Source organism: Burkholderia sp. SRS-25 (assembly GCF_004343765.1).
Classification (GTDB): domain Bacteria; phylum Pseudomonadota; class Gammaproteobacteria; order Burkholderiales; family Burkholderiaceae; genus Burkholderia; species Burkholderia contaminans.
Genome location: NZ_PTXM01000008.1, coordinates 1 through 13,766, shown reverse-complemented (window position 1 = coordinate 13,766; position 13,766 = coordinate 1). Strand labels below are relative to the sequence as shown.

Genomic DNA, 13,766 nt, shown 5'->3' with positions numbered 1-13,766 from the left:
AAGCGCGTCACGCACGCGACGCATGGACGAGCAGGACCGGCGTTTTCGTGATGCGCGCCACGCGCCCGGCCACGCTGCCGACGAGCCAGCCCGTCACGCCTCGCCGTCCGTGAGTGCCCATGACGATCATGTCCGCATTCCATTCGAGCGCGTCGCGCACGATCAGATGGGAAATGTCCGCGCCGGTTCGATCTGTGTGAATCAGTTTCGACTGCGCATGTCTGGCAGTGCCTTCGAGTATTGCAGTGGCACCCCGCAGTACATGGTTTCCTTCGTCGATCAATGCTTCTTCCAGTGCCCCGACAAGGACGAAGTCTCCCAACATTGGGGGGCGGTCAACCACGTATATCGCACGGAATTCGGTGTCGGGCCGCGAGAATGTCAACGCAGTGCGCAATGCGTCCAGTGCAATCGTGCTTCCGTCGACGGCGAACAGCATTCGCCGTGGCAGGTGCTCGGCAACCGACGCGAAACCTTCCGGAACGATGAGCAGCGGGCACCCGACGAGTTTGCCGAGCGTGCCGGAAACCGTCCCTTCGACCCATCCAAGCAAGCCATGATGCTGACGTGCACCGACGATCACGAGTTCGGCCTGCCAGGTTTGCACGCTGTCGGCCAGTGCATTCACGACATCTCCGCCGTGGGTGGCCAGGTCGATGACTTCCGTGTCGATGACGAGGTCGTCGCGATCCACTGCGGCTTTCGCGCGCGACAGTGCATCAGATGCATCCCTGAGCAACTCGACGCGCGCGGATTCGAGAAACGCCATGGCTTTCGATCCGAGCGGGACGAGCGTTCTCGGATTTTCCGCAACGCTGATGATGTGCACCGCTGCATTCGATGGGAGGAACGCTTTGGCATACGCGAGTGCATGGGCGGATGCGGTCGAACCGTCGATGGCGATCAGCACTCGCTGAGGAGCGGGGACCGCCTGGATGGGTGAAGTGGTGGTGCTCATGAATGTCTCCCGGTGGCAACCGACGGTCGTGCACATAGTGGTTTTTCGCACGAGCGGTCGTGCCGGTTTGACTTTCTTCAAGCACGGGTGCCCTCGCGATGTGATGCAGGCAGGCGCTGAAAAACGTTCGCATCGAGCTGGCTGGATGGTCGGGAACAGCACAGCGTACGCCGGCGCGGTCGGCAGGCCCTAGCCGAGTGTGGCCACCAGCGCCTTGAAGGTTTTCCAATCCACCGCGGGGAATATTTCGACGCTCGCATGGCCCAGCGTGCGCATGCCGGCGGATATTTTGAATGCGGTGTCGAGATCGGGCGCGATGAAGATGTCGAGATAGTCGTAGCCGCCCATCAGCGCGAAATTGTGTACCCATTCGACCGGACCGCACGTTTTCTGCAACCGGTGGATGGCGTGATGCTCGAGTTCGGCCAGCTTTCCCGGCGTCTTGACTGCGTCGGACGAAAGGCGTGTCAACATGACAAAGGCAGGCATGGTGAATCACTCGTAAGTGACACTTCACGACAGAACCAGGCATGACCGGCGATCATGTGATTGGCGATATGCAAGATGATCGCCGGCCGGAAGACGACCCCGGCACGATGCCTTGTCCGAACCATGGGATCTCGGCGCTGAGCGACGCAGCGTACCGTGCCCAGCCTCCCGGGTTGCCAGCGAACAGCCATGCGCATACGGGCGTGGCCAGGGCATCGCGATCGAGCGGCTCATCGAGCAGTTGCTGAGGCCATAGGCAGTATGCGTGCAGGACTGCCCGTGTGAATTCGGGCACGGTCATGTGCGCAGATACGTGATTCAGCAGAGGAACGTCTGCGAGTATTGGCTGGGCAGTCATCAGCGAGTCTATCGTCGTGCAGCATCCCTCGCATTCGAGGACGCAACTCAGTGTTCGCAACACGTTACCCAGATGCACGAGTAACGCGCGACGTGCTTCGGGCTCGTTCGGCATGGGTGGTTTCCGAGTGCGCAGGGCAAATCGTCCCGCGTCTTCGCTTGAAATCTATGCATGATGGCGCGCGCATACGTTGATGGAGGTCAAGCACGGCTGTTATGGATGGCACGCAATCTACGTTCACGTTGTCCGAATTGTTCGCTCGCGATCCATGAGAACGCTCATCGACCCGCGTGAAAAGATCAGAGTTTTTCGAGCAAAACGAGGATTTCGTCGGTGCGTCGCAACAGGGTCTTGTTTTGCTGGGCTGTCTTTCTGACGGCGTGTAGTCTTGCGCGCCAGTATGCGGGGTCGCTGACAGTCGTCTTTTTGTGGAAGTCGGTTCGCATTTTCTCGAGCCGACGAATGGATGCTTCGATATGGGACAGCTCGCATTCAATCGCGCAATACCAGTTCATGCAGAATCTCCCGTGGTCTGAGCGATACATGCTGAAGCTGATGTATCAATCGCGCATTGATTACACGCAATCCGAATAATCATAGGATGTTTGCGATGAAAATCTGCAATTCGTAATACTGTATTAAATTATATGTTGATTAAATGGTATTTCCATAATATCAATAATTGATTTTTTTTGTTCGTCTGTTCTGGCCAGATGACAATCGTCAATGTCAATCTCCTGATAGGAGCGAAGATCGTCGTTGCCGTACGTCGATCGCAATCGAAATCGACATGTACCGTTTGGTCTGCGTTTTCATCTTCACGATACGAAAATCTTCATGCGAGCCATGTTCACGGACACGTCAAGTCGCCGCGCCATTTCCCGTTGCGATGCAGCAGTGCTGAACTTTTCCGCTGCTACATTCCACTGCAATCAGCCGATCGACGCCAATGGCAGCCGATTGTTGAGCCCACACGAGATCGCACTTCTGATGGTGCTCGCCAGTGAATCTCGGTGCCCGCAAGTTGACCCCGCCGATCTCCGCTGCCTAATCGATCTGGGTCTTGTTCAATTGGATGTAGTACCGCTTGCCGAGACAACAGTTCGTTTGTCGGCTAACGGCCGTCAGACGGTGCTACGCCTTGCAGGCCAAGATTGCTTCGAGCCAAGTCGGAACGCCTATGCGACAGCGGCGTGTCATACGATCACGCGGACGATGTCGATTGGCGCGTCACACTGACCTCCATCAATTTCTTGCGACGAAGTCGCACCTACCTTTGCTTTATCGAAACCGAACGGAGCGAGTGGCCATGAAAAGCGACAGCGAGCTGAAGAAGCACGTCGAGCAGGAGTTGGAATGGGATCCGTCCATCGACGCGGTGCGCATCGGTGTGGAGGTGCACGAACGTGTCGTCACGTTGACCGGACACGTTGCCAGTTATCTGGAAAAGCTTGCAGTGCGTAAAGCTGTCGAACGCATCGAAGGCGTGCGCGGCGTCGTGCTGAATCTCGGAGTACGGACGGATGGCGGCAAACGTCGCTCGGACGAGGACATTGCGATCGCTGCGCGCTCGCTTCTGCAGTGGGATGCGGGGCTTGGCGAGCAGGCCGTACATGTAACTGTCGAGAACGGGTGCGTGACGTTGTCGGGCGAGGTGATGTGGGGCTATCAGATGCAGGAGGCGGAGCGGGCAGTAGAGCGGCTGCGCGGCGTCACCCGGATTCTCAACGAGATTCATGTCAGGCCGCATCCAACCCAATCCGACGTTGCGGGCAAGATTGAAGCGGCATTGATTCGGCATGCGGTGGAAGAGGCGGGCCATGTTGGTGTTTCTGTCCAGGATGGCTGCGTGACATTAACGGGTCGGGTGGACTCACTACAAGAACGGCGGCTCGCCTTTGATGCCGCGTGGTCGGCGCCTGGTGTACGCGACGTGGTTGATCAACTTTCCGTTGCGTGATGATTCCGGTGGCGGCGCTGCTCGACGAATTGCACTTCGTAGCGGTCCTGCCAGCCATGCCTCAAGGAGAAGCAGTGTGCTTGGTCCAAATCGTTTCGGCTTCGGCGGCACCATGCACGATGAAACGGCATGCTCAATGAGGTCGGGGTGCGCGTTCCGAACGCGTGCGATCTTATGATACGAGGTCGCCAAACCGAGCGGTTTCCGCTGATGCGTTGCTGGTTCGGCGGTATCGGTCTGTGCCTGTTATTGACGAGCGCGACGGCATGGATCGACGCAATCTTCGACCATCCGGTGAGCGCGGGCGTCGTTGCCGGCATGAATGCTTCGGAGTGCGGGCGCGTGGGTGCGAGACCGGCTGGATCGTTGCTGACGACGCCGCTTCCGAAATATGACATCTGCCTGCCGCTGTTCGTATATCGCGCGTCGTATTCAGATGCTGCGAGCGACGTTGCGTCTTACCGGACATGGATATTCGAGCAGCGAGTACGGGAATTCTGGCAGCTTTTCGGCTACGTTCTACTGTTTTGGGCGACGATACTCGGCCTCCTGGTTGGACCGATATTGTTCATCAGGCATAGAGTCCGGTATCACCATCGTGAATAGCATTCCCGGTCGATCTACGACCATCCCGGCGGCCACGCCTCTTGAGCATGTTTCAATCGGCAATGAGCGGGCATGACACCAAGCCGGCAGAATTGGTGTTGTCGGTTTCCTGCCCGGTAGTGGGCCGGGATTGATAGCGGTCAGTGTTACGCCGTGCGGTACCGGTACGATAGATTGCATCGCCTTCGAAGGTGATTCTGATGAGAGGGTTCGGATCCGCCTGCTGCATGCATCCGGACTTGGTGTCGTGCAAAAGCGTGGGCACCGAAGTGCGCTTGATTCAAGGCACCCTGAATACCCTGACGAATGCGACGAGCCTGATTTATTCAGGTAGCCGAGCACTTGCATTGCGCAGCGGGATACAGGTGTCTTTGCTACCCGTTACGGTCGCACGAGCATGACCATGAATCCACGAACCTGTCCCGTGTTTCTGGACCGACATGATGCTGGCCGACACATCGCCTTCGCGCTGCGTTCATGCGTATACCGCAATAACAATGTCGTGATCGCACTGGCATGCGGGGCGTTCCGGTTGGTCTCGAGGTGGTATACGCGTTGCGAGCTCAGTTCGACGTGGTTGCGGTCGGGCAACACATGATGAACGGATCCTTGCGGGATGACGCCGCCGCCTTCCACGCCGGCATGAACGACACGGCCAGCGTCGAGTTCCTCATACGTGCGCTGGGGGCATGCGACGCGCAGTGGAGTGCGGGACCGAATGTGGGGCTGGGATGGCAAGCAACATGAGTGACGCCAGCAGCCCGACTGGCAGCACGATCGCGCTACGCGACAAGGTGGCGGCCCTGCGCACGCTTTCCGTGTGGCCGGACAGCGCGAAATCCGTCGAAGCTGTAGAGACGCACATGTCGTGGGTATTCCTGACGGATCGGTATGCCTGGAAGCTCAAGAAGCCGGTGCGCGCGCCGCAGCTCGATTTCCGGACGCTTGCCGCGCGTCATCGCTTCTGCTGCGAGGAGGTGCGTTTGAACCAGCGGCTCGCTCCAGGCGTCTATCTTGACACGGTGCCGCTCGCCGTTGATGCATTGGGTTGCCTGCATGTGGGTGGAACCGGTGAAATCATCGACTGGCTAGTCAGGATGCGGCGCCTTCCGAACGAGCGAATGCTCGATCGGGTGCTGTCGGACGGCAACGCAACACCAGGCGACGCGTGCCGGATCGCCGCCCGGCTGAGTGCGTTCTACCGCACGCTGGCGCCAGTGAGAATCGGCGGTGTCGGGTATCGCGCTGCGCTGCGTTGCACGATCGACGCGAATGAACGTGCGCTGCGCAAGCCGTTTGCGGGTCAACCCGTCGATGTTGTGCACTCGCTCTGCGCGCGACAGAGGTCCTTTCTGATGGGCGACACCACGCGCTTCGATCTGCGCGTGCGGCAGGGGCGCGTCGTCGAGGGGCACGGCGATCTGCGGCCAGAGCATGTGTGCATCGACGATCCGATCGCGATCATCGATTGCCTCGAATTCTGCAGACGGTTGCGTGTACAGGATGCGGCCGACGAAGTCGGTTTTCTCGCACTCGAATGCGAGCGCCTCGGCGCACCGGGGTTCGCGGGTTCGCTCGTCGACGCGTATCGTTCGGCAAGCGGTGACGATGTCGATGACGGGTGCGTGCATTTCTACCAGAGCTATCGCGCGATGACTCGCGCGCGGCTAGCTGTGTGGCATCTGCGCGAGCCCGAATTCCGGACGACGCCGGTCTGGCGGGATCGTGCGAGCGCGTATCTCGCACTCGCCCGGCGGCACATCGACGGCTGCGAACGCGCGTGGGTGGCAAGCCACATCAGTGACGCAGCAGGTCAGTGAGCGAGCCGCCGCGATGAATACGCGCAATTGCCTCGGCAAACAGCGGCGCGCTGTCGATTATCGCGAGCTTGTCCCTGAGCGATCCGGCCGGCACGCGCCACGGCGGCACCGTATCGGTCACGGCGATACCGGCGAGTGCGTCGCCGCCGAGTCGTTTGGCCGCACCGTCAAAGAACATCCCGTGCGTCGCGACCGCGTAGACGGATTGTGCGCCGAGTGCCCGACAATCCTCGGCAGTACGGGCCAGTGTCGTGCCGGCACCGATCAAGTCGTCTACGATGACCGCGCAGCGACCGGCAAGCTCACCGACGATCGGCTTCGGCGTCACGACGCCGCCGCTGCGCAGCTTGCCTGCGAACGCCGCGTCGACGGGGCGCCCGATGCGTGCTTCCAGTCGCGCCCGGAAATCCTCGGCGCGCTGGACTCCGCCCGCATCGGGCGATACGACCACGACCTGTCGTTCGCCGGCTTGCGCGGCGAGCCATTCGACCAGCATGCCGTTTGCCTCGAGATGCTCAGTCGGGCAGCGAAACGCGTTCTGGAATGCCGCGATGTTGTGAACGTCGATTGCGACGATACGGTCGACGCCCACCGCTTCGAGCAATGCGGCGACGTAGCGCGTGGATACCGGATCGCGCGGCTGCGAACGACGGTCCTTGCGCGAATAGCACAGGTACGGCGTCACCGCACCGATACGTGCGGCGGATGCATCCTTCAGCGCGCCGATGAACAACAGCAACCGGCACAGTTTGTCGTTGACGGAACTGCCCGGCTCGCCATGCAGGGATTGAACGACGTAGACGTCGTGGCCGCGCACGCTGGCGAGCGGGCGAGTCTTGTGCTCGCCGTCCTCGAACGGACGCTCCTCGAGCGGAGCAAGGGTGATTCCGAGGCGAGCGCCGATACGTTCACCGAAGGTGCGGCAGGAAGCGAAGGCAAACAGACTGAAAGGGAGACGTTCCATGACATGGTTACCTCGATTCATACAGTCATCGGGTGCGGCAAATCGTGACGTGTTTTGACGTATTCAACGGCGATGCCGACGGCATTTGCGCGCTGCATCAGCTCCGGCTCGTGACGCCGGCCGAATCGGTGCTCGTGACGGGCCCCAAGCGTGACATCACGCTGCTTTCGCGCGTGCCGGCCGTGTACGGCGACACTGTCACCGTCCTCGACGTTTCTCTCGACGCGAATCGCGAGGCCCTGGATGCACTTCTTGCGCAAGGGGTCGACGTCGACTACTTCGATCACCACGTGCCCGGCGACGTGCCGGATCATCCCCACCTTCATGCGCATATCGATACAGCGCCGGATACCTGTACGAGCGTCATCGTCGACCGGTACCTGGCTGGCCGTCAGCGGCTCTGGGCGGTGGTTGGCGCGTATGGCGACAATCTCGCCTGTGTGGCCGGCACGTTGGCCGCCGCCTGTGGCCTGACGGATGCCGATGTGCGCCGCCTGCAGGCACTCGGCGAATCCGTCAACTACAACGGCTACGGCGATTGTCCGGAAGACTTCTTCATCGCGCCACTGGCCGTATATCGGACGGTCCGACAATATGGCGATCCGCTTGATTTTGCGAGATCGCCACTGGCGCAACGCCTCGACACCAATCGACGACGCGATATCGCGCGTGCGGAGCGGCAACGCGCGACCATCATGTTGCCGGGGGCGGACGTCTATATCCTTCCCGATGCCCGTTGGGCGCGCCGCGTCCGCGGCGTCTTCGCCAACCGGCTCGCATGCAGGGACACGGGGCGCGCTCACGCGGTGCTGACCTTCTCGCCGGGGGGCGGATACACGGTCAGCGTTCGCGCACCGGTCATCGCACCGCGCGGTGCCGACCGTCTTTGTCGCAACTTTCCACGGGGTGGTGGCCGGGAAGGGGCGGCTGGCATCAACCGGCTCGCGCCCGATCGTCTTGACGCATTCGTCGAGGCGCTCGACGCTGCCTACCGCGTCGGCTGAACACACGGCGAAGCGCGCTTCAGAGCGCCGGCGACGGGGCGATACGACTGTCATCAACTGTCTCCGGTACGGTGGCGAGGTCCGTGAGCCACGCCTGTGCGGAGGCATCGCTCGGTGCACGGTAATCGCCGCGCGGCGACAGCGAGCCGCCCGAGCCGACCTTCGGCCCGTTCGGCAGGCAACTGCGCTTGAACTGCATGTCCTGGAAGAAACGCACGATGAAGATTTCCAGCCAGTGCCGGATTTCGCGGAGCGAATAGGCGTGCCGTTCCTCGCTCGGCACGTCGGGCCATGCACCGCATGCGGCGTCGTTCCATGCATTCCAGGCAAGATACGCGACCTTGGACGGCCGGAAGCCGAACCGAAGCAGGTAATAAAGATTGAAATCCTGAAGCTCGAACGGGCCGACCGCCGCTTCGGACTGCTGTGTCGGGTCGAAGGGCGCATCGCCCGGGATCAGTTCAGGGCTGATCGCGGTTGCGAGCACGTCGCGCAGCACCTTGCCGGCAGTTTCCGCAAACGGCCCGGTTTTGGCTACCCGGCGCACGAGATGGCGAACCAGCGTCTTCGGAATGCTCGCGTTGACTCCGTAATGGGACATCTGGTCCCCGACGCCATATGTGCACCAGCCAAGCGCAAGTTCGCTCAGGTCGCCGGTGCCGACCACGAGCGCAGCATGCCGGTTCGCGAGCCGGAACAGGTAATCGGTGCGCATTCCCGCCTGGACGTTTTCGAACGTCACGTCGTAGTGCGCGGCGCCCTGTGCGAACGGATGGCCGAGATCTCGGAACATCTGCATGCACGCGGGGCGAACGTCGATGTCGATGTGCCGGCAGCCGAGCACGCGGATCAGCCGGACTGCCTGATCCGCTGTCCGCAGGCTGGTCGCGAAGCCAGGTAACGTGCACGCGAGCACATGATCGCGCGGCAGGCGCAGCGCATCGGTCGCGCGTACGCAGGTCAGCAGCGCGAGGGCCGAATCGAGCCCACCCGAGACGCCAATGACCAGCCGCTCGACGCCGGCCGCCTTCATCCGCGTGACGAGCCCTTGCACCAGGATCGCACCGATCTCCTCGCAGCGTTCGTCGCGCAGTGTGGGATCGGCGGGCACGTAGGGAAACCGCTCGCATCTGCGCGCGAGCAGCAGCGGGCTGGTGTCGTCGAGGGCGACATCGAGCGCGATCGTGCGGAATGCCATGGACGCTTCCCGATGTCGCATCGCCGCGTGTGTGAAGCTCGTCTGCCGTATCCGTTCGCCCGCGAGACGATCGAGATCCACGTCTGCGTACACGAGTTGAGGCGGCGCTGCGAAACGGTGCGCCTCGGCAAGCAATACGCCATTCTCGAACAGCATGCCGTGGCCGTCCCACGCGAGATCAGTTGTCGACTCCCCGGCGCCCGCGCAACTGTATGCGTAAGCCGCGAGGCAACGGGCCGACTGGTTGGCGACGAGCGCGCGCCGGTAATCCGCCTTCGCGACGCTTGCATTCGACGCGGAAAGGTTGACGAGCACTGTCGCACCCGCGAGCGCTGCGTACGACGACGGCGGAACCGGCACCCATAGGTCTTCGCAGATTTCGACGTGAAATGTCAGTAGCGGCTGCGCACGGGACTGGAACAACAGGCGGCCTCCGAACGGAATCCCCGCCTGCATTGGCAGATCGACGGTTTCCTGTATGAGTGCATCGCCGGGCGCGAACTGCCGGGCCTCGTAGAACTCGCGGTAATTCGCGATATAGGTTTTCGGCACAATTCCGTGGATTCGCCCACGATGTACGACCGCGGCGCAGTTGTAGAGCGCCGCGCCAAACCGCAGCGGCACGCCGACGAAGGCGATTGGCGCGAGTTCGCGCGACGCGTCGAGCACGTCGCCCAGCGCGGCAATGCATGCATCGAGCAGCGCCTGCTGCTGGAACAGATCGTCACAGGTATAGGCCGACAGCCCGAGTTCCGGGCAGACGACCGCTGTCGCTCGCTGGCGCGCAGCGTGGCGAATCGCGTCGATCGTGCCGGCGGCATTGACAGCCGGGTCGGCAACGCGAACCGGTGGCACAGCGACGGCGATTCTGACAAATCCGTGCCGGTTGGGGTTGAAAAAGCATCGCGCCGGCAAATCGTCCGCGGCCTGGATGTGGGGGGAGGGGGCAGGTGCCTTCATGACGGTTCCGGATGGAGCGCCGTGTACCGAATTGCGTGCACGGCAAGCGCGAGGGTGGCGCCAGGCGTGCCTGCTGCTGCGCCGTCGTTCTCATAATTGAATCTAGGAACGAAACTGCGGCGACTCGTTGACGGGCATCAAATTCGCGCTTGTGCGCGTTGCGCTCGACCCACGTCACGAGCGATGTCCCAGCGCACAATCAACATGAATCGCCTTAAGAAATCCTCTTGATTTTGATGTGTTTTATCGAGGTAGGTCGGCCTAGGTGCGACAAGGATTTGCAGGCTGCAAAAAAATTTTAACCAACTAAATCAAATACTGCCTGATTGGTTCTTTAGCGGTGTCTGAAAAATGTAGGGCTGCATATTCCTGAGTGGCGTCTCACCCGGCCCGACGAGGTCGCGGCGCTAGTTGTGTACCTGCGTTTTGAACGATGCGAGTTGTCTCACCCACTGTATGCGAGACACCCGTTACCTCCGCAATGAGATAGCGGCCCGCAGTCTCGATCGACGCTGACCTGAGACATCACCTGGAACTACTCGAGCGCCTTGGCGACGCGCGGGCAGGGCTTGTTCTTCTGTCCTTTGGGGACATCGGTAACAGTCCGTCTCCCGTGTGCCGTACATCCGAAGTACATCGTCTTGTTGAGCATACGTTATGCAGCGTGGCCATCGGCCCTCAACCTGCCTGCGTAATCTTCGAGCAAGGCTTTCGGATACACATCAATATGAACCATCGCGATGTACCGATAGAAGGTGAGTCGTCTCATGCAGTGTCGAGATGACCATGTCGACCGTCGGCGCCGCCTGCGTGTCGATCCGACGCATGTGCGGGCAGGTCAGCACCGCGATCGCATGGCCGGACGGCCCGAGGATCGGCGCGGTCAGGTCGGTTACGCCGTACGCGTGGCGGCTGTCCTGGCGCAGGTAACCGTCCTGCAGGATGGACTGGCACGCATACGCGAGTTCCTGCTCGTTCAGCGGTCCTTCGCCCTTGACCTTGCGGTGTTCGGCGATCATGTGCGCGCGCTGCTCGGCGCCCTGGAACGCCAGCATCACGCGTCCCGATGCCGTGTCGGCGAGCCCGACGCGCGAGCCGAGCCGGACCGACACGCCCCACGGGCCGGGCCCGTCGACCTGCGCGATCACGAGCAGGTTGCCGCGATCGTAGACGGACAGGTGGCACGATTGTTCGGAGGAGTCGGCGAAACGCTGCATCGGCGGCAAGGCTTCGGCAATCAGCCGGCTCATCGGCGGATGCCGGTGCGCGAGCGAGAACAGCTTGAGGCTGAGGGTGTAGCGGTCACCGCCGGTCGAGCGCATCACGTAGCGGCGCGCGACGAGGCGTTCGAGCATCCGGTAGATCTCGCTCGCGTTACGGCCGAGTTCCTTCGTGATTTCAGTGCGGGTGAGGCCTTCTTTCTGCTCCGACAGGAGTTCCAGAATGTCGAGACCCTTGTCGAGCGCGGGTGCACGATAGCGGTCGATTGCGCCCATCGATTCCCGTGCGTCGCAGCCGGGAAGCAGGTCGTTGGTTGTTTGCATTGCTGGTTTGCGGTTGAGGGATATCTATCGATCAGTTTTATGACTCGCATTGCGCGCACTTCGCGGACGACAGAGGCGCGAGTGTGGCTCGCATGAAGGCTGTAGCTGTAACCCGAGGCCTCACAACGGGCACTCAATCTCACTGTGGCGCGTCCCATCGGTGACTGGGTCGAGCCCCTTTCTCTAATTGGAGCGTGCAAATCAAAGCGAGGACGCCCGTATTCGCCTATACATTCACGGCGCCGCTTCAGATTGGTGGCTCTCTGTCACATCAGTCGATGTCAAATATACTTGACAAAAAAAATTCACCGCAAGAATTTCGCGCTCAAGCAGAGTCGCGAGCTGCGATGAATGCTCAGCAAGGGGACCGAGGAGAACGAATTCTCTGGCGCGCTGGATTTCTCGAGGACTACGCAAACCGGTCGCCAGGCCTGGTTGGCATGGAGGCGTGCGGTGGTTCTCGGCACTGGGCGCGTGAGCTGGAGAAGATGGAGCATCAGGTCACAAGCTGATGCAGGCAGGTTTCTTCAAAGCGTTACATATTGGTAACAAGACGCAGCAAATGCGAGAGCAATTTGGCTTGCGATGCAGCAGCCCTGTAAAGCAGCTGTGGTGAAGACCGAGGATCAGCAGGCCGTGCTGGCCATGCACCGAAGGCGCCAACAGCTGGTGAAGTTCCGTACCATGCAAATCAATACGCTGCGAGGTTTGTTGACCGAATATGGCGCGTAGGTGGGCCCAAGTCGCGCCGTCCGGGAGTACCGAGGCTGCTGGCCGAACGTCTGCCAGCTATGTGAATTGACACACTGTACGAGCAGCGGAACGGACTAGCGAAGCTGGACGAACAGGTCGCGACAATCGAGCGGCACCTGAAAGTATCGATGAGACAGGATCAAACACTCATAGCGATTGCCAAGATAGCTGGATTCGGCTTGCTCACGGCCACTGCGACAGTGACAACGATGGGAGATGCAGGCGTCGTGTCGGAATTTCCGATGCGTCGTGCAATATCGGCTGACAGCCGGACGACGGCGCCGGCCTGTCGTCGTTCCAGGCCTTGTGGGCCCGCCTTGCCGTCCAGGAATCCCGGCGCTCGGCGCCATAGACACGCGCGTCGATCACGCATCGATCGACTGCTTCGGGCGGCGTGCGATGCGCGCCGTTGATCTGCCTCACGGGCCGTTCCGCCGGATTCGCAACAATGTCCACGGGAATTCGCGTCGCGAGGTGTGCATTGAAGATTCGATCAACCGTCGGTGGGTCGCGTGCCGGGCGGCAGCCGCATGCGTCGTGGCGATGCGGGCGGCTGCCCGCGGCGATGGTCCGCCGCGGGCTCGCGGGCATGCTGCTGGCACTCGCATGTGTCGCCGGCCGGGCCGGAACCGTCGAGGTGACGGTCGTCGATGCCGGCAGCGGCCGGCCGGTGGCGGGCGCGCTCGGGTATGCGTCGGGTAGCAGCCTGATCGCATCGGCTGCCGGCACGTTTGCCGCGCCGTCGGGCGGCCAGACGCTCAGCGTGACCGCCCCCGGCTATGCGCGCGCGGAGGTCGCGCTCGCCACCGGCGAGTCGGCGCGCACGGTGCGGCTCGTCCCGTTTCGTCCCAAGGCCGTCTACCTGTCGGCTTACGGTGTCGCGGACCGCACGCTGCGCGACGCGGCGCTCGCGCTGCCGGGCCGCACGGCCGTCAACGCGTTCGTGATCGACGTGAAGGGCGATCGTGGCATGACGCCGTATCGCAGCGCCGCGCGCGAAGCGATCGGCGCAGGGGGCGGCGAGGCGGGGCCGCGCGTCGCGGACCTGCCGGCGCTGATCCGCGCATTCCATGCGCGCGGGCTGTACCTGATCGCGCGCCTCGTCGTATTCAAGGACGATCCGCTTGCGGCCGCGCATCCCGACTGGGCGGT

Annotated in this window: 13 protein-coding genes and 1 pseudogene; 7 read left to right on the top strand and 7 right to left on the bottom strand. The window is 61.8% G+C overall.

Annotated elements, in window-relative coordinates:
• Nucleotides 1-7 precede the first annotated feature (7 nt).
• From C5O79_RS11945 to C5O79_RS11930, 3 genes are all read right to left on the bottom strand, one after another.
• Nucleotides 8-958, bottom strand: coding sequence for a universal stress protein (locus C5O79_RS11945; RefSeq protein ID WP_122474088.1), 951 nt, complete (start codon nucleotides 956-958; stop codon nucleotides 8-10).
• A 189-nt stretch (nucleotides 959-1,147) separates the two neighbouring features.
• Nucleotides 1,148-1,447: a GYD domain-containing protein gene (locus tag C5O79_RS11940; protein ID WP_122474087.1), complete on the bottom strand. Its 300-nt coding sequence runs from the start codon at nucleotides 1,445-1,447 to the stop codon at nucleotides 1,148-1,150.
• 657 nt (nucleotides 1,448-2,104) lie between these two features.
• Complete coding sequence (locus C5O79_RS11930; protein WP_122474085.1) at nucleotides 2,105-2,320, bottom strand: hypothetical protein; 216 nt, start codon at nucleotides 2,318-2,320, stop codon at nucleotides 2,105-2,107.
• 322 nt (nucleotides 2,321-2,642) lie between these two features.
• On the opposite strand from C5O79_RS11930, the gene C5O79_RS38380 reads away from it, so the two are divergent.
• The 4 genes from C5O79_RS38380 to C5O79_RS11910 all read left to right on the top strand — a co-directional run bounded on the left by C5O79_RS38380 (nucleotide 2,643) and on the right by C5O79_RS11910 (nucleotide 6,191).
• Nucleotides 2,643-3,044 (top strand): hypothetical protein, encoded by a 402-nt coding sequence (locus C5O79_RS38380; RefSeq protein ID WP_175887713.1) that lies wholly within the window; start codon nucleotides 2,643-2,645, stop codon nucleotides 3,042-3,044.
• A gap of 70 nt (nucleotides 3,045-3,114) precedes the next feature.
• On the top strand, nucleotides 3,115-3,765 hold the full coding sequence (locus C5O79_RS11920) for a BON domain-containing protein (protein ID WP_122474084.1): 651 nt from the start codon (nucleotides 3,115-3,117) through the stop codon (nucleotides 3,763-3,765).
• A 129-nt stretch (nucleotides 3,766-3,894) separates the two neighbouring features.
• Nucleotides 3,895-4,371 carry a hypothetical protein gene (locus C5O79_RS11915; RefSeq protein WP_236862295.1) on the top strand — a complete coding sequence of 159 codons (477 nt, stop codon included), beginning with the start codon at nucleotides 3,895-3,897 and terminating at the stop codon, nucleotides 4,369-4,371.
• A gap of 743 nt (nucleotides 4,372-5,114) precedes the next feature.
• On the top strand, nucleotides 5,115-6,191 hold the full coding sequence (locus C5O79_RS11910; RefSeq protein ID WP_122474082.1) for a hypothetical protein: 1,077 nt from the start codon (nucleotides 5,115-5,117) through the stop codon (nucleotides 6,189-6,191).
• On the opposite strand, the gene C5O79_RS11905 is transcribed toward C5O79_RS11910, so the two are convergent.
• Nucleotides 6,169-7,155: a ribose-phosphate pyrophosphokinase gene (locus C5O79_RS11905; protein WP_174242097.1), complete on the bottom strand. Its 987-nt coding sequence runs from the start codon at nucleotides 7,153-7,155 to the stop codon at nucleotides 6,169-6,171. The two genes, C5O79_RS11910 and C5O79_RS11905, sit on opposite strands and share 23 nt — an antisense overlap.
• Before the next feature lie 44 nt (nucleotides 7,156-7,199).
• On the opposite strand from C5O79_RS11905, the gene C5O79_RS11900 reads away from it, so the two are divergent.
• Entirely contained in the window at nucleotides 7,200-8,159 is a 960-nt protein-coding gene (locus tag C5O79_RS11900) for an acetyltransferase (RefSeq protein ID WP_122474552.1), read from the top strand.
• Between the two features lie 19 nt (nucleotides 8,160-8,178).
• Here the strand turns inward: C5O79_RS11900 and C5O79_RS11895 are convergent, their stop codons facing one another.
• Together C5O79_RS11895 and C5O79_RS11890 are read right to left on the bottom strand one after the other, a co-directional pair.
• On the bottom strand, nucleotides 8,179-10,317 hold the full coding sequence (locus C5O79_RS11895; RefSeq protein WP_122474080.1) for an NAD(+) synthase: 2,139 nt from the start codon (nucleotides 10,315-10,317) through the stop codon (nucleotides 8,179-8,181).
• A gap of 722 nt (nucleotides 10,318-11,039) precedes the next feature.
• Nucleotides 11,040-11,861, bottom strand: coding sequence for an IclR family transcriptional regulator (locus C5O79_RS11890; protein ID WP_122474079.1), 822 nt, complete (start codon nucleotides 11,859-11,861; stop codon nucleotides 11,040-11,042).
• Nucleotides 11,862-12,208: 347 nt separating this feature from the next.
• Here C5O79_RS11890 and C5O79_RS38540 point away from each other — a divergent pair.
• Nucleotides 12,209-12,835 (top strand): annotated as a pseudogene (locus C5O79_RS38540) (IS110 family transposase); the annotation flags it as partial.
• On the opposite strand, the gene C5O79_RS11885 reads toward C5O79_RS38540, so the two are convergent.
• Nucleotides 12,798-13,037: a hypothetical protein gene (locus tag C5O79_RS11885; RefSeq protein WP_131931384.1), complete on the bottom strand. Its 240-nt coding sequence runs from the start codon at nucleotides 13,035-13,037 to the stop codon at nucleotides 12,798-12,800. The pseudogene C5O79_RS38540 and the gene C5O79_RS11885 sit on opposite strands and share 38 nt — an antisense overlap.
• Before the next feature lie 142 nt (nucleotides 13,038-13,179).
• Between C5O79_RS11885 and C5O79_RS11880 the strand changes: the two genes are divergently transcribed.
• Nucleotides 13,180-13,766: putative glycoside hydrolase (locus C5O79_RS11880; protein WP_276321103.1), on the top strand; the 587-nt coding region annotated here is incomplete at its 3' end.